Annotated in this window: 28 protein-coding genes; 27 read left to right on the plus strand and 1 reads right to left on the minus strand. The window is 50.0% G+C overall.

Annotated features, from left to right (window positions below; genetic code table 11):
• Window positions 1–11: 11 nt before the first annotated feature.
• From ACE3MQ_RS09575 to ACE3MQ_RS09690, 24 genes are all read left to right on the plus strand, one after another.
• Window positions 12–182, plus strand: coding sequence for a hypothetical protein (locus tag ACE3MQ_RS09575; protein ID WP_379392379.1), 171 nt, complete (start codon window positions 12–14; stop codon window positions 180–182).
• Between the two features lie 208 nt (window positions 183–390).
• Window positions 391–1,560, plus strand: coding sequence for a chorismate synthase (gene aroC / locus ACE3MQ_RS09580; RefSeq protein WP_379392380.1), 1,170 nt, complete (start codon window positions 391–393; stop codon window positions 1,558–1,560).
• A complete protein-coding gene (gene aroB, locus ACE3MQ_RS09585; RefSeq protein WP_379392381.1) occupies window positions 1,560–2,663 on the plus strand; it encodes a 3-dehydroquinate synthase in 1,104 nt (367 codons plus the stop codon). The genes aroC and aroB overlap by 1 nt, the downstream gene beginning before the upstream one ends.
• Complete coding sequence (gene aroH, locus ACE3MQ_RS09590; RefSeq protein WP_379392382.1) at window positions 2,656–3,030, plus strand: chorismate mutase; 375 nt, start codon at window positions 2,656–2,658, stop codon at window positions 3,028–3,030. Before aroB ends, aroH begins: the two co-directional genes overlap by 8 nt.
• Window positions 3,031–3,443: 413 nt before the next feature.
• Window positions 3,444–4,997: an anthranilate synthase component I gene (gene trpE / locus ACE3MQ_RS09595; protein ID WP_379392383.1), complete on the plus strand. Its 1,554-nt coding sequence runs from the start codon at window positions 3,444–3,446 to the stop codon at window positions 4,995–4,997.
• Window positions 4,998–5,017: 20 nt separating this feature from the next.
• A complete protein-coding gene (gene trpD / locus ACE3MQ_RS09600) occupies window positions 5,018–6,058 on the plus strand; it encodes an anthranilate phosphoribosyltransferase (RefSeq protein ID WP_379392384.1) in 1,041 nt (346 codons plus the stop codon).
• Complete coding sequence (gene trpC, locus ACE3MQ_RS09605; protein WP_379392385.1) at window positions 6,048–6,851, plus strand: indole-3-glycerol phosphate synthase TrpC; 804 nt, start codon at window positions 6,048–6,050, stop codon at window positions 6,849–6,851. The genes trpD and trpC overlap by 11 nt, the downstream gene beginning before the upstream one ends.
• A gap of 29 nt (window positions 6,852–6,880) precedes the next feature.
• Window positions 6,881–7,549: a phosphoribosylanthranilate isomerase gene (locus ACE3MQ_RS09610; protein WP_379392386.1), complete on the plus strand. Its 669-nt coding sequence runs from the start codon at window positions 6,881–6,883 to the stop codon at window positions 7,547–7,549.
• Window positions 7,546–8,745, plus strand: a complete 1,200-nt coding sequence (gene trpB, locus ACE3MQ_RS09615) for a tryptophan synthase subunit beta (RefSeq protein ID WP_379392387.1) — start codon at window positions 7,546–7,548, stop codon at window positions 8,743–8,745. The genes ACE3MQ_RS09610 and trpB overlap by 4 nt, the downstream gene beginning before the upstream one ends.
• Window positions 8,742–9,563 (plus strand): tryptophan synthase subunit alpha, encoded by an 822-nt coding sequence (gene trpA / locus ACE3MQ_RS09620; protein ID WP_379392388.1) that lies wholly within the window; start codon window positions 8,742–8,744, stop codon window positions 9,561–9,563. The genes trpB and trpA overlap by 4 nt, the downstream gene beginning before the upstream one ends.
• A 25-nt stretch (window positions 9,564–9,588) precedes the next feature.
• Window positions 9,589–10,686: a histidinol-phosphate transaminase gene (hisC, locus tag ACE3MQ_RS09625; protein ID WP_379392389.1), complete on the plus strand. Its 1,098-nt coding sequence runs from the start codon at window positions 9,589–9,591 to the stop codon at window positions 10,684–10,686.
• Window positions 10,687–10,738: 52 nt separating this feature from the next.
• The gene (locus ACE3MQ_RS09630; protein WP_379392390.1) at window positions 10,739–11,839 is read left to right on the plus strand and encodes a prephenate dehydrogenase; all 1,101 of its coding nucleotides are present in this window, start codon (window positions 10,739–10,741) and stop codon (window positions 11,837–11,839) included.
• 452 nt (window positions 11,840–12,291) lie between these two features.
• Window positions 12,292–12,885: an RNA polymerase sigma factor gene (locus tag ACE3MQ_RS09635; protein WP_379392391.1), complete on the plus strand. Its 594-nt coding sequence runs from the start codon at window positions 12,292–12,294 to the stop codon at window positions 12,883–12,885.
• On the plus strand, window positions 12,882–13,484 hold the full coding sequence (locus tag ACE3MQ_RS09640) for an anti-sigma factor (RefSeq protein WP_379392392.1): 603 nt from the start codon (window positions 12,882–12,884) through the stop codon (window positions 13,482–13,484). The genes ACE3MQ_RS09635 and ACE3MQ_RS09640 overlap by 4 nt, the downstream gene beginning before the upstream one ends.
• 115 nt (window positions 13,485–13,599) lie before the next feature.
• The gene (locus ACE3MQ_RS09645) at window positions 13,600–14,202 is read left to right on the plus strand and encodes a histidine phosphatase family protein (RefSeq protein ID WP_379392393.1); all 603 of its coding nucleotides are present in this window, start codon (window positions 13,600–13,602) and stop codon (window positions 14,200–14,202) included.
• Between the two features lie 93 nt (window positions 14,203–14,295).
• Complete coding sequence (locus ACE3MQ_RS09650; protein WP_379392394.1) at window positions 14,296–15,384, plus strand: hypothetical protein; 1,089 nt, start codon at window positions 14,296–14,298, stop codon at window positions 15,382–15,384.
• Window positions 15,385–15,475: 91 nt separating this feature from the next.
• Complete coding sequence (locus ACE3MQ_RS09655) at window positions 15,476–15,979, plus strand: gamma carbonic anhydrase family protein (protein WP_379392395.1); 504 nt, start codon at window positions 15,476–15,478, stop codon at window positions 15,977–15,979.
• 15 nt (window positions 15,980–15,994) lie between these two features.
• Window positions 15,995–16,192: an IDEAL domain-containing protein gene (locus ACE3MQ_RS09660; RefSeq protein ID WP_155610109.1), complete on the plus strand. Its 198-nt coding sequence runs from the start codon at window positions 15,995–15,997 to the stop codon at window positions 16,190–16,192.
• 200 nt (window positions 16,193–16,392) lie between these two features.
• Entirely contained in the window at window positions 16,393–16,815 is a 423-nt protein-coding gene (locus ACE3MQ_RS09665; RefSeq protein ID WP_379392396.1) for a DUF2487 family protein, read from the plus strand.
• A 186-nt stretch (window positions 16,816–17,001) separates the two neighbouring features.
• The gene (locus tag ACE3MQ_RS09670) at window positions 17,002–17,544 is read left to right on the plus strand and encodes a Rieske 2Fe-2S domain-containing protein (protein ID WP_379392397.1); all 543 of its coding nucleotides are present in this window, start codon (window positions 17,002–17,004) and stop codon (window positions 17,542–17,544) included.
• A 16-nt stretch (window positions 17,545–17,560) separates the two neighbouring features.
• A complete protein-coding gene (qcrB, locus tag ACE3MQ_RS09675; RefSeq protein WP_009226991.1) occupies window positions 17,561–18,232 on the plus strand; it encodes a menaquinol-cytochrome c reductase cytochrome b subunit in 672 nt (223 codons plus the stop codon).
• Between the two features lie 22 nt (window positions 18,233–18,254).
• Window positions 18,255–19,127 (plus strand): menaquinol-cytochrome c reductase cytochrome b/c subunit, encoded by an 873-nt coding sequence (locus ACE3MQ_RS09680; protein ID WP_379392398.1) that lies wholly within the window; start codon window positions 18,255–18,257, stop codon window positions 19,125–19,127.
• A gap of 110 nt (window positions 19,128–19,237) precedes the next feature.
• Window positions 19,238–19,864 carry a DUF1405 domain-containing protein gene (locus tag ACE3MQ_RS09685; RefSeq protein ID WP_379392399.1) on the plus strand — a complete coding sequence of 209 codons (627 nt, stop codon included), beginning with the start codon at window positions 19,238–19,240 and terminating at the stop codon, window positions 19,862–19,864.
• Window positions 19,865–19,913: 49 nt separating this feature from the next.
• The gene (locus ACE3MQ_RS09690) at window positions 19,914–20,816 is read left to right on the plus strand and encodes a sporulation protein YpjB (RefSeq protein ID WP_379392400.1); all 903 of its coding nucleotides are present in this window, start codon (window positions 19,914–19,916) and stop codon (window positions 20,814–20,816) included.
• 50 nt (window positions 20,817–20,866) lie between these two features.
• Here ACE3MQ_RS09690 and ACE3MQ_RS09695 read toward each other — a convergent pair whose 3' ends face one another.
• Window positions 20,867–21,736, minus strand: coding sequence for a YitT family protein (locus ACE3MQ_RS09695; protein ID WP_379392401.1), 870 nt, complete (start codon window positions 21,734–21,736; stop codon window positions 20,867–20,869).
• 203 nt (window positions 21,737–21,939) lie between these two features.
• Here ACE3MQ_RS09695 and ACE3MQ_RS09700 point away from each other — a divergent pair, with 203 nt between their 5' ends.
• From ACE3MQ_RS09700 to dapB, 3 genes are read left to right on the plus strand one after another with little or no spacing between them, the layout of a single operon-like run.
• Window positions 21,940–22,248, plus strand: a complete 309-nt coding sequence (locus ACE3MQ_RS09700) for a nucleotide pyrophosphohydrolase (RefSeq protein ID WP_379392476.1) — start codon at window positions 21,940–21,942, stop codon at window positions 22,246–22,248.
• Window positions 22,249–22,304: 56 nt separating this feature from the next.
• Entirely contained in the window at window positions 22,305–22,838 is a 534-nt protein-coding gene (locus ACE3MQ_RS09705) for a tetratricopeptide repeat protein (protein ID WP_379392402.1), read from the plus strand.
• A gap of 21 nt (window positions 22,839–22,859) precedes the next feature.
• Complete coding sequence (gene dapB, locus ACE3MQ_RS09710; RefSeq protein WP_379392403.1) at window positions 22,860–23,663, plus strand: 4-hydroxy-tetrahydrodipicolinate reductase; 804 nt, start codon at window positions 22,860–22,862, stop codon at window positions 23,661–23,663.
• Window positions 23,664–23,672: the final 9 nt, after the last annotated feature.

The raw sequence follows: 23,672 nt of genomic DNA on the forward strand, positions 1-23,672 counted from the left end.
GAGGGTTAGTCGTGGATAAGAGAAAAGTGATCGATGCTTATCGGAGGGGCTTCCTGACGCCTCAGGAATGCGCACAAGTGCTTGGCGTGGAACGGGGCCAGTTAAACGGACTGCTTGACTTGCCGGCTGATTCGCTGCGAATTGTCGCTGCTTCAACGAATAACCGTCCGGCTTCCAGCTAGTTCGGTCATAGAAACGCAATCCAACGCACCGCAGTTACTGTTAGGACAGTAGCTGCGGTGCGTTTTTATTAAGCGGGGGAGTTCGCCGATTGCCCCGAACCCCCGCGAGGGCTTCCTTGTCAAAAGGAAAGGACGTATACTATAATTAGCAAAGATATGTTCGGATTTTAGCTCTTTACCGTTTAGAAGTTTAAAGGGGGAACGCATCATGAGCTTAAGATGCTTGACGGCAGGAGAGACGCATGGCCCTCAGCTTACAGCCATTATCGAAGGTATGCCAAGCAATCTTGTACTGGATTTCGAAGCGCTTAATTTTGAGCTTGCCCGTCGCCAGAAAGGGTACGGGAGAGGTCGGCGAATGCAGATCGAGAAGGATACGGCTCAAATTGTAGGCGGGGTACGCCATGGCTATACAACGGGGGCGCCTATCGCTCTCGTCGTAGAGAATAATGACTGGAAGCATTGGAAAAGCATTATGAACATTGAGCCGATAGAAGGCACGGACGAGGAGAAGCGGCGTGTACATCGTCCCCGTCCCGGACATGCGGATTTGAATGGCGGGTTGAAATACGGTCATAAGGATCTGCGCAACGTTCTGGAGCGTTCCAGTGCGCGCGAGACGGCGATTCGCGTAGCATGCGGAGCTGTAGCCAAGCAGCTGCTTGGACATTTCGGGATCAAAATCGCCGGCCAAGTTATCCGCATTGGAGAGATCGAAGCGCCGGCCCACAGCCTGCCGATCGATGAATTGATCCGAGTCACCGAAGCGTCGACCGTACGTGTTGCCGATCTGGAGACCGAGAAGAGGATGGAGGCTTACATTGATCGGATCAAAGCGGACGGCGATTCGATCGGCGGCGTAGTAGAATGTATCGTAGAGGGCGTCCCTGTGGGCCTCGGCAGCCATGTACAGTATGATCGCAAGCTGGATGGCAGAATCGCTCAGGCCGTTATGTCGATCAATGCTTTCAAAGGGGTTGAAATCGGCATCGGCTTTGAAGCGGGAAGACTTCCTGGGTCTCAGGTTCATGATGAAATCCTGTACACTCCCGAACGCGGGTATCACCGGGCCAGCAACCGCCTTGGCGGTTTTGAAGGCGGAATGACGAACGGAATGCCTATTGTGGTTCGTGGCGTGATGAAGCCCATTCCTACGCTGTATAAGCCGCTGCAAAGCGTGGATATCGATACGAAGGAACCGTTTACGGCGCAGGTAGAGCGTTCCGATGCATGTGCAGTTCCAGCGGCAAGCGTCGTGATGGAGCATGTTGTGGCCTGGGAAGTGGCTAAGGCGTTCCTTGAGAAGTTCGGCGGGGACTCTATGGAAGAGATCGAACGCAATGTGCAAAACTACAAAAAACAGTTGGAGAGTTATTAATGAGAACGTTAACGGTAGATTTGGGGGATCGATCATATCCCATTTATATTGGCGAGGGTTTGCTTCATAAGTCCGGGGAATATTTTCAGCAGCACCGATTGACGACGAAAAGTCCTATATTGATCGTGTCCGATGAGAATATCGCTCCGAAATATTTGCATGTGGTCGAGAGTTCGCTGCAGGCCAGCGGGTACCACACTGTCAGTTCCGTGGTTAAAGCCGGGGAGAAATCAAAGTCGCTGGACGTGTTTGAAGAGGTAATGACCGCGGCGATTGAGGGGGGGCTTGACCGCAAATCAACCGTCGTCGCTTTGGGTGGCGGAGTAGTCGGCGATTTGGCGGGCTTTGTAGCGGCGTCCTTTATGCGCGGCGTGCATTTCGTGCAGATGCCGACCACGATACTGGCACATGACAGCAGCGTTGGCGGCAAAGTGGCGGTCAATCATCGCCTCGCCAAAAATATGATCGGCGCATTCCATCAGCCTACGATGGTGCTATACGATGTAGATACGCTGCTGAGCTTGCCGGAACGCGATGTTCGCTCGGGCTTGTCCGAAATGGTCAAGCACGGCTTGATTTGGGATGAGCAATTCGCCTATTGGTGCCGAGATAACGCAGAACGATTGCTGGCGCTGGATCGGGAAGCGCTTATTTACGGATTGACGGAGGGCTGCTCCATTAAAGCCAAGGTTGTGTCCTCCGATGAAACGGAGCAGGGTCTCCGGGCGATTCTGAACTTGGGCCATACGATCGGGCATGCGCTTGAGGCCATCGGCGGATATGGCGAGTTCCTGCATGGCGAGGCGATATCGATCGGAATGGCTGCTTCGGCGCTTCTCGCCGTCAATCGAGGCAGAGATCGTTCCATTTACACGGAGACGACAGCTCTGTTAAGTAAATTCGGCTTGCCGACCACGATGCCCCGCCATCTGAACGATGATGATATCATTTCGGCGATGCTACACGATAAGAAATTCAAAGAAAATAAGATCGTCTTCGTACTGCCTGTCCGCATCGGAGAGGTAGAAATCGTATCTGATATGACATTGGATGAAGTGCGTAAAGTGATTACTCAATTGAAGGAGGAAGGGCAGCATGTATAATCGGGGGATTCGGGGAGCTACGACAGTTACCCGTAATGAGGAAAAGGAAATTTTGCAGGAAACAGCCGTTCTCCTGAAGGATATTGTCGCTCGAAACGAGATTGAGCCGGAGGACATCTGCAGCGTATGGATTACAGTAACGGCCGATTTGGATGCGACCTTTCCCGCCCGCGCAATTCGCGTGCTAAAGGGGTGGGAACTCGTTCCCTTAATGTGTTCTACTGAAATTCCGGTCAAAGGCAGCTTGCCGATGTGCATTCGCCTGCTGATTCAAGTGAACACGAACAAGAGCCAGCGCGAGATGAAGCATGTGTACTTGAATGAGGCGAAGAGCTTGCGCCCGGATTTGGCAGCGTCAGGCTCCTAGAATTTTTTAGCACCAAACGGTTGCCAATGAACGAGGAATCATGTATATTTAATACAGAATTTAGTCTTGCTAGTGTGTTATGAGCTGAGTAGAGTTGTAGATGAGCAGAGCAGAGTAGAGCTGAGTTGCAGTATTCTTGAACGAAGATACGAGAACATAAGTCATGGATTTCGAACGATTTCGGACGCCGTGTATGATGGGCTGGCCATGCGCCTGTGTACTATCATAAACTGGGGTGCCGCTTTCGTTTCTGGCTTGTTGCTTCTTGTACGATTCAAAATATCTGCGTAGCCGTACATGATTTGCGAATCTATCCAAACCTCTACCTCGGTAGAGGTTTTTTTATTTTACGACAACGAGATCACATCGCAGCTTGAGGCATCATAAATGTTGAGGAGAAGGAAGTGAAGGACATGACAACCGCGCATGTAGAAGAGGTAATCAAACTGGCTAAGCAATACAATCTAATTCCGATCGTACGTCCGCTGCTGGCTGATATGGAGACGCCAATCCGCATTTTCCGCCGGGTTGCTCAGCGGGAGCAGGCATTTTTGCTGGAGAGTGTAGAGGGAGGAATTCAGTGGGCCAGATATTCCTTCATCGGAACGGATCCTTTCATGATGGTCAAGGCGAAAAAGGGCAAGGTGGTCATTGAGCAGGCGGGCGAGCAGACGGAGCTTCCCGGCAAGCCGCTGGAGGAGCTGAAAGCAATCCTGCGGAAATACCGCAGCCCGAAGCTGCCGGAATTGCCGCCGTTTACGGGCGGGGCGATCGGATTTTTCGGTTACGATTTGCTGCAGTATTATGAGAATCTGCCGGCCCATGAAGTCGATGATATGAATTTGCAGGACATTCAGTTTATGTTCTGCGACCGGGTGATCGTGTTCGACCACGTCAAGCAGCACATTCTGCTCGTAGCCAACGTTCACGTCCAGGAGGGCGATAGCGATGAAGATATCCGCCGCACCTATGCCAATGCGCAGCAGGCGCTGGATGAAATGGCGGATTTGCTGCTGGATGAAGGGCCGGGCGAGAGACTCAACCGCAGACCGGTTCCCGTCGACATAGAATTGGGTGAGATTCAATCGAACATGACCAAGCAGCAATATCTCGATATGGTGGAGAGAGGCAAAGAATATATTCGGGCAGGCGACATTTTTCAGGTGGTGCTGTCCCAGCGCTTCCACATTGAGACGGAGGTCGATCCGCTTCATGTCTACCGCGTTCTGCGTACGATGAATCCGTCCCCCTATATGTATTATTTGAAAATGGGCGAGGAGATCATCGTCGGCACTTCCCCCGAAGCGCTCGTTAAGGTGGAAGGCGACCGCGTCGAGACGCGGCCCATCGCTGGAACGCGGCCGAGAGGAGCGACGACGGAGGAAGACTTGGCGCTAGAGGCGGATTTGCTGCAGGACGAGAAGGAGCGTGCCGAGCATGTGATGCTGGTCGATCTCGGACGGAACGATCTGGGGCGCGTATCCGAATTTGGAACGGTAAAATGCGAGAACTACATGGATATCGAGCGTTACTCCCATGTCATGCATATGGTGTCCAAGGTATCCGGCAAACTGCGGGGCGACAAGGACTTTTTCGATGCCTTCATCTCCTGCCTTCCGGCAGGCACTGTGTCAGGGGCACCGAAGCTGCGGGCGATGGAGATCATCGCCGAGCTGGAGCGCGAAGCTCGCGGCACTTATGCCGGAGCGATCGGCTACCTCGGTTTCTCCGGAAATATGGACTCCTGCATTACAATTCGGACGATCGTCTTTAAGAACGGCAAGGCCTATGTGCAGGCCGGAGGCGGAGTCGTATGGGATTCGCTGCCGGAGAATGAATATCAGGAATCGATGAATAAGGCGAAGGCGCTGCTTAAGGCAATTCGGACCGCCGAAGCGATGTTCCCGTCCGAATCGGGCGATGGAGCGGTCATTAACCAAGATTATTTGTATGAATATACCCCTTAAAGGGATGAGGAGGAAGAGTGATGAGCGGACAGCAAATGCTGCAATCGGTACTTAACCGTTTAATACAAGGTCAGAATTTAGAACGGGAAGAAGCGCGTGGCGTAATGGAAATGTTGATGAACGGTGAAATGACGCACGCCCAGATTGGCGGGCTCCTGACAGCTCTTCGTATAAAAGGTGAGACCGTCGACGAAATAGCCGGATTTGCCGAGGTGATGCGCAATCACGCGAACCGGCTGAACACGGAAACGAAACAACTGCTGGATACATGCGGTACCGGGGGCTCCGGGATTCACAAATTCAATATTTCTACGACATCGGCCATCGTCGCTTCATCGGTATCCGTACGGGTCGCCAAGCATGGCAATCGCTCGGCATCGGGCCGCGCCGGAAGCGCAGATGTGCTGGAAGCACTCGGCGTTAATATTCACCTTAGCGCAGATCAGGCGAAAAATTGCTTGGACGATATCGGCATCTGCTTCCTCTTCGCCCAGCTCTATCATCCGTCCATGAAATATGCCGCGGCTCCGCGCAAAGAGCTGGGCGTGCGCACGGTATTCAATATGCTTGGCCCGTTAACGAATCCAGCTGGAGCGGATCGCCAGGTACTGGGCATTTATGATCGGGATAAAACGGAAATTGTAGCTGAAGTATTAAGGGAGCTGGGACTGAAGCGTGCGCTGGTCGTGACGAGTCACGAGGGATTGGATGAGATCAGTATTTCTTCAGCGACGCGTATTTCGGAATTGAGAAACGGAGCCGTAACGACCTATGAACTGCATCCAACCGATCTTGGCCTTGGAACTTACCCGCTTAGCGAGATGATGGGCGGCGATCCGGCTGCGAATGCGGACATTATTCGGCGGGTGCTGCAAGGAGAGAAAGGCGCCTACCGCGATGTAGTACTGGCCAATGCAGGGGCGTGCATTTATGTCTCCGGTCTGGCGGACAGCATTCGTGAAGGAGTCGTCATCGCTGGGGAATCGATCGATTCTGGCAAAGCGTACAGCAAACTGGAGCAGCTAATTCAAACAACGGAGGCACTCAGCTATGTATCTTGATAAAATCGTGGAAACGAAGCGGCGGGAAGTCGCTGCACTGGCAGAACAATTCTCGCAAAAGGAAGCCGAGCGCCTTATTGCCGGCATGGGCCCGACCCGGGGGTTTCACCGGGCATTGACAGAAGGTCGGAAGCGGGAGCTTGGCTTAATTGCCGAAGTAAAGAAGGCATCCCCTTCCAAAGGCTTGATTCGCCCGGATTTCCATCCGGTGGAGATTGCCCGAAGCTATGAGGTGGCCGGGGCGGATTGTATTTCCGTCCTCACGGATGAAGCATATTTCCAGGGCAGCGGCGAATATTTGCAGGCCATCCGCGACGCGGTTCAGCTTCCGCTGCTGCGGAAGGATTTTATTATCGATGAACGGCAAATTTATGAGGCAAGATTGCTCGGCGCGGATGCCGTGCTGCTTATTGCGGCTATTTTGGATGATGCTCAGCTGCGGGATTATTTGCAAATCGCGGCTTCGCTCGGACTCGACTCTTTGGTGGAAGTCCATGATGATACCGAACTGGAGCGTGTACTCGGCCTAGGAACGGCGAAGCTGATCGGCATTAATAATCGCAATTTGAAGACGTTTGAGACGACGCTGCAAGTGACGGCGGATTTAGCGAAGCAGGTGCCTGCAGGAATTACGCTCATTAGCGAGAGCGGCATTCAATCGTCGAAGGATATTCAATTTTTAGCAGACTGCGGCGCTAAAGGCGTTCTCATCGGCGAGACATTCATGCGTAAACTGGATGTAGAGCAGGCTGTTCATGAGGTTATGGGAGCATATAGCAATGCAGGACAATAAATTTACGAATGAAGGGAGTCCGCTTGAAAATGAGCAGCACAGCGGTAAAAATTTGTGGACTTCAATCCGTTGAAGTGCTAAAATCTATGATACACTTACCTATAGATTACATTGGCTTTGTGTTCGCCAAGAGCAAGCGCCAGGTAAGCGGTGCTCAGGCTGCTGAATTAATTCCTATACTACAGGAATGGATCGTAGGAACCGCACCAGCAAGCGTTGGCGTGTTCGTTAATCCGACTTTACCGGAGCTTTCGCAAATTTTAGCGGAGGCTCCTCTCGATATAATACAGCTGCATGGCACGGAGACGCCTGATTTTTGCCGGGAAGTGAAGCAAGCGTTCGGGGTGAAGATTTTTAAAGCCCTGTCGGTGAAGGATGACGGATCGATTCATCATGAACGCCCGTTGGCCGGCTATGAAGGCGTGATTGACGGTTTGCTGCTGGATACGTATGACCCCCTCTATGGCGGGGGATCGGGAAAGACCTTTGCCTGGGAACGGGCGGAGCCTTACAAAGCATGGGCCAGCCAGCATCAGATTGAGTTTCTGGCCGCAGGCGGACTTCATCCCGGCAATGTGGAGGAGCTGATCAGCTGCCTTTCGCCAGATGGGGTAGACGTGTCCAGCGGCGTAGAAACGGACGGAGTAAAGGATATTACTAAGGTTACAGCATTCGTGGAGAGGGTGAAGGGGAAATGACGCAAGTACCTGACGAACAGGGGCGCTTTGGTCCCTTTGGCGGACGATACGTACCGGAAACATTAATGAACGCGCTCATTGAATTGGAGGAATCATACCGTAAATACGAGGATGATCCTGAATTTTTAGGGGACATCCGCTATTTGCTGAAGCAATATTCGGGCAGGGAAACACCGCTCTATTATGCCGAGCGTCTGACGGAGCATTTGGGCGGTGCCAAAATATATTTGAAGCGCGAAGATCTGAACCATACGGGCGCTCATAAAATCAATAACGCGATCGGGCAAGCCTTGCTGGCCAAGCGGATGGGCAAGAACAAGGTGATTGCGGAGACCGGTGCTGGACAGCATGGCGTAGCGACAGCAACGGTAGCCGCATTGCTCGGATTGGAGTGCAAGGTGTTCATGGGCGAAGAGGATACGAAGCGCCAGCAGCTTAACGTATTTCGAATGAAGCTGCTAGGAGCCGAGGTAGTGCCTGTCATGTCCGGTACGCGGACATTGAAGGATGCTTGCAACGAAGCGCTCCGCTACTGGGTGAGCAACGTTCAGGATACGTTTTACATTCTTGGATCGGCAACAGGGCCGCATCCTTATCCGATGATGGTGCGCAATTTCCAGCGGATTATCGGGGATGAGACGCGCCGGCAAATGATCGAAGCGGAAGGGCGGCTGCCCGATATGCTCGTTGCAGCGGTAGGTGGAGGCAGCAACGCTATCGGCATGTTTTATCCATTCGTCCAGGATACGTCCGTTCAATTGATCGGTGTGGAAGCAGCCGGAAGAGGGGTTGACACCGAATATCACGCGGCCACGATGACAAAGGGGACAAAAGGGGTATTCCAAGGCTCGATGAGCTATTTGCTTCAGGATGATCATGGGCAAGTGCTGCCTGCACATTCCATATCGGCAGGGCTTGACTACCCTGGTGTCGGTCCGGAGCATTCGTATTTAAAGGATATCAAGCGAGCTAAGTATGTACCGATTACGGACGCCGAAGCTTTGGACGCGCTTGGACTGCTAAGCCGCACTGAGGGTATCATTCCCGCACTCGAGTCCGCGCATGCCGTGGCTCAGGTCACGAAGCTGGCCCCCGAGATGAGCAAGGATGAAATTATCGTCATCTGCTTGTCCGGACGCGGGGATAAAGATGTCGAGTCGATCATGGCTTATACGGAAGGAGCGGAGCACTCATGAATGCAGCGGCATTAAACAGTTTGGATTTGACTTTTGAGCGGCTTCAGGCCGAGGGCAGAACAGCACTTATGCCGTTTATTACCGTCGGAGACCCGGATCCCGAGACGACCGTAGATATACTCGTGGCTCTTCAGGAAGCCGGGGCCGACATTGTGGAGCTCGGCGTTCCATATTCTGATCCGCTAGCCGATGGGCCTGTTATTCAACGCGCATCCGAGCGGGCTCTTGTACGCGAAATTACGATTGAGACTTGTCTAAATGTCGCGCGCAAGGCCAAAGAACGTGGAGTGACGATGCCATTCGTCCTTTTTACTTACTATAATCCCGCGATGCAAATTGGACTTGAGCGTTTCTTCACCATGCTGCAGGAGGCAGAAATCAGCGGACTCATCATTCCTGATTTGCCTTATGAAGAGTCGAAGGAGGTGCTTGCATTTGCGGATGCGGCCAATATCAGGCTCGTACCCCTCGTTGCGCCGACCTCGAACGACCGAATCGCCCGGATTATGTCTTCGGCCAGAGGCTTTATCTACTGCGTCTCGTCCCTTGGCGTTACCGGGGAAAGAACCTCGTTCTTCGAGGGTGTAGAGCATTTCATACGTAGCGTCAGAGCCCAAACGGATTTGCCCGTGGCGATCGGCTTCGGGATTTCAAGTAGGGAGCAGGTGCGCCGCTTCTCGGAAATTTGCGACGGCGTCGTGATCGGCAGTGCGATCGTGCGCAAAATCGAGGAATCCATTCCTCTTTTGCAAAATAAAGAAACAAAGTCACAGGGCTTATTGCAAATCCGTGATTTTGTGGCACAATTAAAATCATAGTTTTTTATTGAAGGAGGAACTTCTGATGCTTCCAAAATCCCGAATAGTCAATCTTCCTGTTTATCAGCCAGGTAAGCCTGCTGAGGAAGTCAAAAAGGAATTAGGCTTGGATGAAGTTATAAAACTGGCCTCCAACGAAAATCCATATGGCTGCTCTCCCCGTGCACGCGCGGCAATTGAAGCAGAATTTGTCAACATCACGCAATATCCTGACGGCAGCTCCGCAGAATTAACAGAGGTGCTTGCAGCCCATCTGGGCGTGAAGCGGGAACAAATCCTCTTTGGCTGCGGCTCGGATGAAGTGATCGCTTTAATCTGCCGTGCATTTTTGCTGCCTGGGGACGAAACGGTCATGGCTGATCAGACCTTTTCCGTTTACGCTACAAATTCACAGATCGAAGGAGCGACGATTATAGAAGTCCCGCTGCAGGACGGCACGCATGATCTAGAGGGAATGCTCGCTAAAGTCGGCGAGAAGACAAAGATCGTATGGATTTGCAATCCAAACAATCCGACAGGCACCATTGTTTCGGACAATGCTTTGAAATCTTTCCTTGACCGCGTTCCGGGTCATGTACTCGTTGTGCTCGATGAGGCTTACACGGAATTCGTCACCGACGGATCCTATACAAATGGCATCAGTCTGCTCGACAAATATCCAAATGTAATCGTGCTGCGCACGTTCTCCAAAATTTATGGCCTTGCTTCCTTGCGGATCGGTTATGGCGTTGGACAGCCGGAGGTTATTCAGTTAATTAACCGGGTTCGCGAACCGTTTAATACGTCCCGCTTTGGTCAAGCGGCTGCCAAGGCTTCCATCGCTGACCAAGAGTTTGTGAAGGAATGCCGGGAGAAGAATGCCGAAGGCATACAATACTTAAGCGCAGAGTTCGACCGTCTTGGCTTGGCTTATTTTCCAGCCCATGGCAACTTCATCTTGGTTAAGGTCAATAAACCCGGTGGGGAAGTGTTCCAGGATCTGATGAAGCTGGGGATTATCGTTCGTGCCGGCTTCGGAAAGTACCCGGATTTTATTCGCGTCAGCGTAGGCACCAAAGAGCAGAATATGAAGTTTATTGCGGCTTTGGAGCAGGTGCTGAAGAAAGACCAGGTACATGTCTAGTACTTGAAAGAACCCGCATTAAATCTAAATCGTAGAAATCGAGTGAAAATTTATGTCAATCAAAGTAGCAATATTTGGAGTAGGATTGATCGGCGGTTCGCTGGCGCTTTGCCTGAAAGGCAAGCCCGGCTTAACTGTCGTTGGGCATAGTCACCGTGAGGAATCTCAAAAAAGAATTATGGATCGCGGCGTCGTAGACGCCGTGACTTTATCTATGGAAGAAGCGGCGTGCGACGCCGACTTCATTTTTTTGTGCGTTCCCGTGGGTAATTTGGAGCCGTATCTGCGTATGCTAAGCGAGCTCCCGCTCAAAGAGGGATGCATCATTACGGATGTAGGCAGCACGAAGGCTTCGGTCGCCGCTTGTGCGGCGATGATGGGCCGTCCGGGGGTTCATTTCATCGGCGGGCACCCGATGGCCGGCTCGGAGCGTTCAGGGGTGGAGGCGGCTTCCTCGCTCTTATTTGAGAACGCGTATTACGTGCTTACCCCATCGGAGGATGTTCCTGAGGAATCCTACGAGCGGCTGGAGGAGCTGTTGTCGCATACGAAGGCTCAAATCGTCCGGGTCGATCCCGTGCAGCATGATGAGATTGTCGGAGCGATCAGTCATTTGCCGCATATTATTGCGGTGGCGCTCGTAAATCAAATCCGCGCCTACAATAATGCGGATGCCGATGGCTTGTATCGCATGCTGGCGGCCGGCGGCTTTCGAGACATAACGCGAATCGCTTCAAGCGATCCGCTGATCTGGCGAGATATCCTCCTGAGCAACCGGGATATTTTGCTATCCTTGCTGAAGGATTGGAATCGTGAAATCGAAGGCTTCATCGATCTGCTGGAGTCGAAAGATGGAGCAGGCATTGAGGCGGCGTTCAGCACCGCCAACCAATTCCGCAGCGAGCTTCCGGAGCGTCGCAAAGGCGCGATAACATCGTTGTACGATATTTATATCGACGTACCGGATCATCCGGGCATTATCGGTCAGATCGCGACGCAGCTCGGGGATCAGCACATTAACCTCAGCAACATGCAAATTATCGAGAGCCGGGAGGATGTTCCCGGGGTCATGCGCTTATCTTTTCGCCAGGAACCGGAAATGGAGCGGGCGAAGCAATTGCTGCTGTCTTTGAATTACAAAGTATATGTTTAAGCAGGCGGATTTGGTGCGAAGCACCTTCCGCCAAATGTAAATGAAAGCGATTTAAAAAATAGTGTTGACAGAATGAAAACGTATACAATATAATAGAACTACAGTATGGTTTCTCTCCACTCCTATCCAATAACTGTTGCTCTAAATTGAGCAGTGACCACTTTGCGAAGTGGTCTTTTTTTTTGCTTCTAAATAAATAGAAAATTTATGCAACATTTCGCTCCCCGCTTCCGTCTAGTCAGTAAATAGCGGATTTCATAGCTGTTATTTTTCAAATCAAAATTCTATGGTATAATATTCAAGGATTGTATGAATGCCTGCTAATTAAGAAATAATTTGGTTTTTAAAAATTATAGCTTAAAAACCGCAACTTTTTGGATCCTGTTCGGTAATAAAGAGGAGAGAGTCGAACGGGAAGAAGCACATGGATGGGCGAGGAGGATCGCACTCAAATGACGGATTCCCAAATGATTCGTGAAATTAAGGAAGGCAATACGGAGCTGTATTCGGAATTAATGCGAAGGTATCAGCGCAAAATATTGGCCTTCATCTACCACATGCTAAAGAGCGCTCATATGGAGCTGATGGCAGAAGATCTATGCTCGGAAACGTTCTATAAAGCATTTCGGAGTTTACACTCCTTCCGTGAAGTGGATGCATCATTCTCAACATGGTTATATACGATCGCCAGAAATACCGTGCTCAGCGAGCTGCGCAAGCAGCGCGCCGGAAGCGTCCCGTTGGAAGAAAGCGGCATTGTTCCGGTAGCGCCAAGCGAGCTTGTACCGGAGCAGGCGATATTGCGAAGCGAGAAAGTTGGAATGGTGCGTGAAGCGATTAATAACCTTCCGGAAAAGCAAAGGTCGGCGTTAATACTTCGCGAATACGACCAATTGGACTATCAAGAAATCGCGAATGTGCTAGGACAAAGTGTAAGCGCGGTGAAATCCTTGTTATTCCGTGCACGCAGCAGCGTGAAAAGTCAGCTTGAACCCTACTTTTATGAACAGATTTACGAGCCGTATGAAGGGATGAAAAGCAGATGAACTGTAGAGAGGCCCAAGAGCTGTTCGGCTTAATACCTGACTTACCGGACAATCACCCCCAGCGTAAAATGCTGGAATGGCATATTTTGGGCTGCGAATACTGTGCGGCTGAATATTCCGTATGGCAGGAAAGCATGGATATCATTCATGAATTGCCAGCGGAGGTGTCAACCGAGGAAGCCGAGCGAGTGAACCGCAAAGTCATGGATCGAATTTATGCGGAATCGCCTTGGCTCGCGCCTGGCGGTGAGCATAGCAGAGTTACCAATCGAATCAGAAGACGTGTTTCGATTTGGTCAGCCTGCTTTTTGGCAGTATTCTTGTGCAGCTTTCTCGTATTTATCATTGGCGGGTACGGTCAGAACAATGAATCGATCAAGCCGGCCACGGGGGTCATGCAGCCTGCCGTAATAGCAGCAGACAGAAGCTCCGCTTCAGAACTGCCTATATTTGATCTATCCAGCGTATCGAGAGGGATCGTAGAGCCTTTTGTAGTACAAATGGGCCCTGCATATCCTCAGTATTGGATGGTTTTATCAATGGCAGGAATGGTGCTGGCGTTCATATCCTTCAAAGGCATACGCCGGATAAGGAGATAATTGAAATAGCGAGTCAAGCGCTTCTTCACCTCTTATCCGGGGAAGAAGCGCTTGTTTTTAAAAAATAGACTACATACAATGACTGTTTAACGAAGCATAATTACGGAGGTTCAGCATGATTGTCGGATTAATTCGCCACGGGCTTACAGATTGGAATGCGGCAGGGAAAATTCAAGGACAAAGCGATATACCGCTTAACGACGAGGGACGGAAGCAAGCCGTCAAGCTGGCGGAAAGGCTTAAACACGAAAGCGATGCGCAGCCATGGGATTTTATCATTACTAGCGGCTTGTCTCGTGCCCAGGAGACGGGCTCGATTATTGCCGATATTTTGGGTATTCCGCTGTATGATCCCGATTCAAGATTGATGGAGCGGGCATTTGGTCAAATCGAAGGCTTAACCTCGGAGGAGAGGGAGACGCTGTGGGGCAAAGATTGGAACACGCTTGACCTTGGCCAGGAGAAGGATGATGACATCCGGGGGCGCGCTCTTGAATTCATGGAAGAGCTGTATGAACGCTACCCGGATAAGCGCATTCTTGTCGTGTCTCACGGGGCGCTGTTAGCCCAGCTATATATTGCCTTGTACGATAATAAATATACGGAGCGGATCGGCAACTTATCGCTTACGATCGTGGAAAGAAAGGAACAGGAGTGGGACTTGCTGCTGTACAACTGTACACGGCATTTAGAGGAAAATTTAAAGGAAACGAAATAATCCGGTTAACAGACCGGGTTATTTTTTTTGCGATTTCGGAATAAAAGCTGCAAATTTTCCCATAATGGTAGTAAAACAGCGAGGCGGTAAAATATGGACTTGGCGGATATGCTCACTTTTGCCGATATCGGACAGCTTAGCAGAATAGCGAGTCATTACCAGTGCGAATGCAATGGAAATTCCAAGCGCGACTTGATTCAGTCGATTCTTCAAACAATTGGGAGAAGAGAGTTCATTGAACAGCATGTCGAACAGTTGAGTTTGGAAGATTTACGCTTTCTGAATATGCTGCTTTTTGATGGACGACGCCAGTTCAGTTTGGAAGAGTTGATCGCTTGCGCCCAGCAGTCGCGCTTCACCCAGGACGCTAAGGAGCGCGAGAGTCCCAGGGATGTCATCACTAGATTCAGGCAGCGAGGATGGCTGTTTAACGGTTCAACGGCAAGTACGAAATACTTGTTCGAGGTTCCCGAGGACTTGAAACGGCGCTTCAAAGAGGCGCTGGAGACCCGCTTTAAATCAAGCGTAAAAAAGGCGGACTCGGAACCAACCGTCTACAGGGAGGAGTACGATTTGCTCCCGAAGGATTTAAGAGAGCTGCTGGATTATGTGTATCATCACGAAATTCCTTTGAATGCAGAGGGCATCATGTATCGCAGAAACCAAATGCAGCTCATGGAGAAGCTTCACATTGCAGAACCGCTGGTAGGAAGGGGCTGGAGGTTCGGGTATGGACGCAGGTTCAAGGATTATCCGAGCCGCCTGGCACTATTGTATGATTACGCTTATCACATGAAGTGGATTCGGGAGGAAGGCGGATTGTTGACCTTAACAGCTAACGGCAGTTCGTATCTTGCGGAGAATAAACAAGAACCGATGATACAGTTTGTTAGCTTTTGGTTAAGACTTTATAAAGGGCCTATCCCTAACTTGCTATCTCTAATGTATTGGATAGAGCGTTGTTCCGCCGAATGGGTGACGGCAGCTTCGCTGTTTGGGAGGATGGAGCTTTTGATCAAACCGTTTTTTTACGATACTCCGGAGTCGATTTTTGAAGAACGCATATTACGGATGATGCTGCATTTGGGCATGCTGCGGATTGGTGAAGATGATACTCGCGAAAGATTTGTGCAGACAACCCCTTTCGGCAAACACTGTGTTCAGCAGCTTCAGAAGCGTTGAGTTTCTTGAAAAATAGGCAGTTCCACATCATTGACAACGGCAAGTCGTACTGTTAAAATCACTCCCAATCAATGGCGGAGGAGTGGGTATTATGTTACTGGAATACCGGGGAAAAAGACCTGTAGTGGATGCTTCCGTATTTGTCGCGGAAGGTTCGAAACTGATCGGTGACGTAAACATCGGCAAGGAAAGCAGCGTTTGGTTCAATGCTGTACTAAGAGGAGATTTAGCGGAGATCGTAGTTGGGGAGAGAACCAATCTTCAAGACGGTGTTGTAGGCCACGTGAATGCCGGGCAGCCCTTAATCGTCGGGGATGACGTCTCTGTCGGCCACGCCGCGATTATCCACGGATGCCAAATAGGCAAAGGCACATTAATCGGTATGGGGGCTATCATCTTAAACGGAGCCGCTATCGGTGAATATGCTTTAATAGGAGCAGGTTCTTTAGTCACGGAAAATACAGTCATCCCCCCCTATACGCTTGCTTTGGGCTCACCGGCAAGGGTTGTCCGCGAGCTAACGGAATCCGACTTGCAGCGAATGAAGCTGACAACCGAAAGCTATGTAGTGAAAGGAAAAGAATACAGGATCTAGTTGGAGGTGCATCCTATGGATCAGATGAAGGTAACTTACGAAGTGATGCTTGGCCTTGCTGCGGAGATGGTATGGGATGAAGCTCTGCGCAAACACCGTTCCGAGCAGATTTATAGTGAAATAGATTCCGCTTTGGCCAAGGGTGACGAGGAAGCCTTTCGGGCTTTGACAGAAGAGCTGAAAGCGCTGGAGGACTTAAAGGAATGCCGCTAACGGCATTCCTTTTTTTGTAGACTGTAGATTGTACATTATATAATTTCTTAGCGGGACTGAACCATTCTGTAATCTCAAGAAAAACAACCGTTAAATTCGGTCTGCCTACTTAGAAAGTACGTCGATAGACGTTTTTCTTAATTCTTTCAATTCATGGCCTCCCTGTATATAATGTTTAAAGAATAAGGAAGGGGATAACTATGAAATTCAGTGAAATAGAGGCAGGATCATGGGAGGAATTGCGACCCTATTTAGACACATGTCTCATTCCGATTACCGGGCTTACCGGGAATGAACAGCCCTATGAAGTGACAGAGGCATTGGAAAAATTGAGAGACATGATGGATTGGATTGAGCTTCCTTTTAAAGGTAGAGTTGTTACATATCCTTCTTTTCAATATGGAAAAGAAAATATTTTGTCGCAAGTTAATGAAGTTTGTCATAATGTCAAGTTGTCCGGGTTTACCTACATTATCGTCGTTTCTGCCGAGATTGGAATCCCCCCGGAAATGATTCCGAATGCCGACTTAATCGTTGATCCAAGCCGGTTTGAAGGGTTGGAGAGCCATGAGGCTGGTGCCGCCCTGGGAAGGCAAATTCAGCAAATGTGGGAAAAGAGCTAAATTCGTCAATTGTGACAAATTATCAACATTTTATATGGTCGTTGAGCGATGGTAGCGTAAAAAGACCACGGATATTCTTGACGCTCTCAGAACCCTAATATATTATTAATATGTCTTACCAAAACATGTGATATTTATCATTGAAACGGGAGAGAGAATTGGCTTGCAAAGGGGGTTGAAGACAGTATGAGCATTCATAACGACGAGCATGAATCATCGCATAAACCGCCTACTCGTAAGGAAATGTCCCGTCGGCAGTTTCTTACATATACGTTGGGAGGCGCTACCGCTTTTATGGTAGGGGGTGCAGCGTTACCGATGGTACGTTTTGCTGTAGACCCGATTCTGCAGAAAAAAGGCGAGGGCACTTTTGTTAAGGTGGTTGAAGCCAGTAAAATAACGAATGAGCCGCAGGAGTTCACGTTCGAGCTGCAGCAGCAGGATGGCTGGTATTTAAGCACAGCTTCACTCGTTGCTTGGATTCGTAAGGATGAGAGCGGCAAAATTTATGCGCTTTCACCCATCTGTAAGCATTTAGGCTGTACAGTAGGCTGGAATAGCAATGCGAATTTCCCGAACGAGTATCATTGTCCTTGTCATGGCGCGCACTATACGAAAGAAGGCAAGCAATTGGCCGTTGCGTCGGCTCCGCTTGACGAATACAAGGTCATGCTGAAGGATGATTGGGTCTATTTGGGAGATATTATCCCGAATAGTATCGTGAAATAAGGAGGCGTAGATTCGGATGTTTAAAAATGTGTACAACTGGATTGATGAACGTCTTGATATCACGCCGATTTGGAGAGATGTGGCAGACCACGAGGTTCCGGAGCACGTTAACCCTGCGCATCATTTCTCCGCTTTCGTGTATTGCTTCGGCGGCTTGACGTTCTTTATTACTGTAATCCAGATCCTGTCGGGAATGTTCCTTACAATGTATTACGTTCCTGATATTATTAATGCTTATGCCAGTGTCGAGTATTTGCAGACTCAGGTCGCATTCGGCCAAATCGTCCGCGGTATGCACCACTGGGGAGCAAGCTTGGTTATCGTAATGATGTTCCTCCACACCCTGCGTGTATTCTTCACAGGCTCGTACAAAGCGCCGCGGGAGATGAACTGGGTTGTGGGCATGCTCATATTCTTCGTCATGATCGGACTTGGTCTGACCGGATATCTGCTGCCATGGGACAACAAAGCCTATTTCGCAACAAAAGTTACATTGGAAATTGCTAACTCTGTACCTGTTCTCGGGCCTGTCATCAAAGAACTGCTTCAAGGCGGTTCAATCGTAGGGGCTGAGACGCTTACTCGGTTCTTCGCTATTCACGTGTTCTTCCTTCCGGCCGTGCTGCTTATCCTTCTGGTAGGACACTTTATTATGATCCGCAGACAGGGTATTTCCGGTCCACTATAAAATTGAGAAGGGAGGCAATTACATGGCTAACGTAGACAAATCGAAGGAAAAAGTCGTATTTGTCGGCGATTCGCGCGTACGCAAGGGCAAAGGATTTATCACTCCTCCCGATTATACGGCATATCCAGGCAAATCGGAGGCATTTATTCCGAACTTTTTGTTAAAAGAATGGATGGTTGGCGTAGTAGTACTTGTTGGCTTCCTAGTATTAACCATTTCGGAGCCAGCGCCGCTCGGTTATCCAGCCAACCCAAGCGCGTCGGTCATCCCGATGCCGGACTGGTACTTCCTGTTCCTCTATCAGTACTTGAAGTATCCGTACGCTTCGGGAGATTGGGTAGTACTCGGAACATTGGGTATTCCTGGCGTAGCTTTTGGTGGCTTAATGCTCGCTCCATTTCTGGATCGCGGGAAGGAACGCCGCTTCTATCGCCGTCCGATCGCTTCCTCGTTGATGTTCCTGTCTCTTGCAGCGGTCGTTTACTTGACGAACGTAGCCTGGACGCACTACAAGCATGAGCTTGAAGCGTCAGGTACGCAGCCTGAGCACATTCAACGTGAAGAAGAGGCTAGGGAGAAACGGGAACAAGGCTTACCTACCTCGAATGCGGTAAGGCAGAAAGAAGTTGCCATTGTAGATAAGGACGATCCTGCCATGGAGTTCTACAAGAAGGCGACCTGTATCAACTGCCACGCAGCCGATTTGAAGGGTACAGCCGCTCCGTCATTGCGCGGGATCGGAGACAAGCACAGCAAGGATGAGATCCTAACTATTATCCATGATGGCTACAAATCGATGCCGTCAATGTATGATGCCGCAACTACTGCGGGTCTTACGGATGAGGATATCGATCACTTGGCCGAATGGCTTGCGAAACAAAAAGCTGAACAGTAAAATAGAAATGAATCAAGAACCTGATCGTAATCAACGGTCAGGTTCTTGATTTCATAAAGACAAGCGTGGCTGAGCGAACTTACACTTGGTGCATGGAAGGAGCATGAACGTTGAGGCTGTCATCGTTATGGAGCCGGGAATTTCTGGCGAGCCGGTTCATTTTATGGGTTTTGTTTATAAGTAACTTGCTAGGCACGATATATGGATACATATGGTATGGGGCACAGCTCCAGGAGACATGGAACAATTATCCGCGCTGGTTAATTCCGTTCGTACCTGATAGCCCGACAGCGAGTTTGTTTTTTACGTTGGCACTATTATTCCTTATGTTTCCGACGCCTTTGTCCAAGTATCATAGATTGCGGACTATAATTGAAGCTTTAGCCGTCGTGACCAGCGTAAAATATGGGATATGGGCTGTAAGCATTATTTTTGCGGGAGCTTATCAAGGAGAGCTGCTGGTGTGGCAGGATTGGATGCTGGTTGCTTCTCATTTAGCGATGGCGGTCGAGGCGTTATTGTTCGTGCGTCTCTTTAAATATGGAACAATGATGCTGCTTATAGCCGGAGCTTGGACTTTTCTGAATGATTTCATGGATTACTCGTTCGGCATCTATCCATGGCTGCCGCCAGCCCTATGGGATGATGTTGGCGCTGTGATGATCTTTACCGTAGCCTTAACGGGCGTCAGCATAGCCGCCGGCTGGATCGCGATGAGAGCGGCAAAAAGAATATAACCCGGTTCTAAGGCGGGACAGCTTGCCATACCATGATTGGTAAGGGGGGATGTCCGTGAGGCCGGATAAGGATAGACGGGGGCTGCTGGTGCTGTTGTCTGTACTGTTAGCGATATGCTGGACTGTGCAGCTCCCGGGCATAGCGCATGCCATAAGGACGGATTCTGCTGTACTTTCCACCAAGGAGCGAGACGAAAGATTAAGGAGCTTTGAAGCCGTGACGGAACGTTTGTATCATGCCATGCAGCAGGGGGATACAACGGCAGCTCACCGCGAAATGGATCAATTGATCCAGGCGTTGGAGGGGCTGTCCTTCAAAGGCTTGACCTCCGTAGACGGAATTCACGCTCTTGCCGAATGCATTATAGATACAAGGGAAACGATCAACCGGGTAAAGCTGTCGCCGGAGGCATGGATCGAGGCGTCAGCTCGGCTCAGGCTGGCTGTAAACAGCCTGACGCATCAACGGGATGCCCTCTGGCAGCAATACTATAAAGTGATGTCCAGCAGCCTGCAGGATATGGGCAAGGCTCGCTCGGGCGGCGACCGGTCGAAATTCAAGGCGGCGATGCAATCGCTGCAATCGCATTACGAGATGATCAGGCCGGCGGCGATCATTCAACGAGATCCTCCGGCTATCCATAAATTCAATTCCTGGTTGTCTTACGTTGAGCGGCTCGGCAGCGAGGCCTCCTGGGACGAGTCGGCGCTAAAGGGGGCGATCGATCAAGGGGCTCCTCTGCTTCAGGAGCTGTTTGGACGAAAGGGCAATGAACCTGTATTTCTGCCCTTGATCGGTTCGAAAAGCCCCTGGTATTGGAGCGCCCTGATTGGCGGCTGGATACTGCTGGCCCTGACCTACACAGCGATGCGCAAATATCAGGCCGAGCAAGCCGTTTCCTCTGTGAGCAGGCCAAGGGGAACTGGCGGGCTGTTCAAGAAGCGAGATTAAAGTGAAGGAACATGCTGCTCTCTGTTAGCCCTGCTTCTTAATAAGCGGGGCTAATCCTCTTTAAAGCCCTCTCCGTGCACGTCGTGAACATCGCTAATAATGATGAAAGCCCTAGGATCTACCGATTTGGCGATTCCCCGCAGCCGTCTTATCTCCTGTCTCGAAACGACGCAATAAGCCACATGCTTGGCTTGCTTGGAATAGGCTCCCACCGCCGGGATAAGCGTAACGCCCCGCTCCATCTCCTTTGTTATGATATCTGCAATTTCAGGCGCGAAGTCGCTGATAATGGTAAATGCTCTGGCCGAATAAGCCCCCTCCTGGATAAAGTCGATGACTTTGGAGGCGATAAAGACGGCAACTAACGTATACAAAATATTTTCTTCCCGAATATAGAACAAGGAGAGGCCGATAATGATAATGTCCAGGCTTAAGATGACCTGTCCCATGCTCCATCCATATTTGCGGCCAAGAATTCTGGCGATAATGTCCGATCCTCCAGTCGTGCCGCCAAAGCGGAAGACCAGTCCCAATCCCGCTCCGAGCGTTACGCCGGCATAGAGAGAAGCGAGGATATAATCGTTCTGGGTCGTAAATGGATTGATCCAGCCGGTACGAATCATATTTTCGAACATCCACAGAAAAAAAGACAAGGAAGCAATACCCAGACCGGTGTAAATGATCGAGCGTCCCCCTAATATTTTCCACCCTAACAGAAATAGGGGGATATTCAGCACAAGGTTGGAGATGGAGGGAGATATGCCAAAGGCATAATTGAGCAGGATCGTTACGCCGGTGACGCCGCCTTCCATCAACTGATTCGGAATAATGAAATAGAGCAGTCCAAAAGCATAAATCGCAGTACCCAGCATAATGGGAAGTACCGTGCGCAGATAGCTTGAAAGTTTAAATATTCTCATAAATATCCCTCACCTGTTTTAAAAATAAGTTCGCCAATATCTTATTTTTCCCGATATAAGTAGAAGTCAACGCATATAGTATACCTTTTTAAACGCCGATTAAAAAATGATTTGTTTTCAAAACGTCTTTACGATAACATAGGGTTAAAACCTGAGTAAAGACGGGGGAGGCCTAGGCATTGCAAGAGAAAACACTGTCAGAAATGCAGCGCGAAGTAGACGAGTACATATCGCAGTTCAAGGAAGGCTACTTCAGTCCGCTCAGTATGCTTGCCCGAATGAGTGAAGAAGTCGGCGAGCTGGCACGGGAAGTAAACCATCGATACGGTGAAAAGCCGAAGAAGCCGGATGAGGCAGACAATTCCATCGAATTGGAGCTTGGCGATATATTATTCATTACGATTTGCTTTGCTAATTCTATGGGGATCGATTTGACGGAAGCCCATAATAAGGTGATGCATAAATTCAATACCCGGGATGCAGATCGTTGGACCAAAAAGGACACCGATTAGCAGGCTTTATCATATGCTGTAGTAATAATCAGCCCATCATTGCGGGGGGACAGCATATGCAGGTTGAACAAAATTTGAAGAAAGCCTATCGCAGCATCTTCGATAATGATTTTGAAGGAGCGATTCACTGGTTTGAACAGGCGCTGGCTGAGGGGCCGGACAATGCGGACATCCATTATCGCCTGTCTATTACTTGTGCGCGCAGTGACCGACTGGAAAAGGCGATTCATCATGCTCGTTTGGCTGCGACAATAGAGCCCGCACATATGGAGTATAAATCACATTATGATCGGCTGCAGTCTAAGGAATTGACGGTCATGGCGAAAAAGCAGCTGGAGCAGTCCGGAGCTCGTCATGGCGCGTTGATAAAGTCCGCGGTTACTCTTCTGGAGCGGGCGGTTCATTTGGATCCGCTGTCCGTTATCGCACAGCTATGGCTTGCGATAGCTTACGGTGAATTGCAGCAATACTCACTTGCTTTGCAGGCCATCCAGGAGGCTTCGCAGCTTCCGCAGGATGAAGCTATTACAAAGCAGCTTCAAAAGTTAGAACAACGATTTAAATCCAAGATCAATCAATCATCATCCTAGGAAATGTGAGGTAATTATGAAATGACTGAACAAATAAGAGTAGCTGTTGCCGGTGCGGGCGGCAGAATGGGTAAGGAAGTCGTAAAGATGGTTCTGGAGGATCCCGATTTCCGGCTTGTAGCCGCCGTGAATTTATCGGATGAAGGATTGGATGCCGGTACATTGGTTGGCCTTCCCGCTTGCGGTGTGACGCTAAGCAAGGACTTGGAGCTGGCATTGGTAGAAGGCAAGCCTCAGGTGCTCGTCGACTTCACTACGCCGCAGTCGGCGTATGCGAATACCGTGACAGCGATCAAGCATGGGGTACGTCCGGTTATCGGGACGACGGGCTTCACTCCGGAGCAAATCGAGGATTTGGACAAGCAGTGCCAGGAGCGGGGAATCGGCGGCTTGATTGCTCCGAACTTCTCGATTGGAGCCATTCTAATGATGAAATTCGCAGCCCAGGCGGCTAAATATTTTCCTCACCTCGAAATAATAGAATATCATGGAGATCAAAAGCTGGATGCTCCTTCAGGAACGGCGGTAAAAACAGCGGAGTTGATCGCCATGAACCGCGAAGAATTACGTCAAGGCAATCCGAACGAGGAAGAGACGATTGATGGGGCGAGAGGCGGGTATTATAATGGCTTCCGCATTCATAGCGTCCGTCTTCCAGGAGTTTTTGCACAGCAGGAAGTAATATTCGGCGGATTCGGCCAGACGTTGAAGATTCGCCACGATTCGTATGAACGCGCAGGGTATATGCCGGGGGTCAACCTTGCGATTAAGAAAGTGCTTGAATATGAAGGCCTGATTTACGGCTTCGAACATTTTGTGGACTGATACGAGATG

Origin of the sequence: Paenibacillus lentus, from assembly GCF_042714055.1 — a bacterium.
Lineage (GTDB): Bacteria > Bacillota > Bacilli > Paenibacillales > Paenibacillaceae > Fontibacillus > Fontibacillus lentus_A.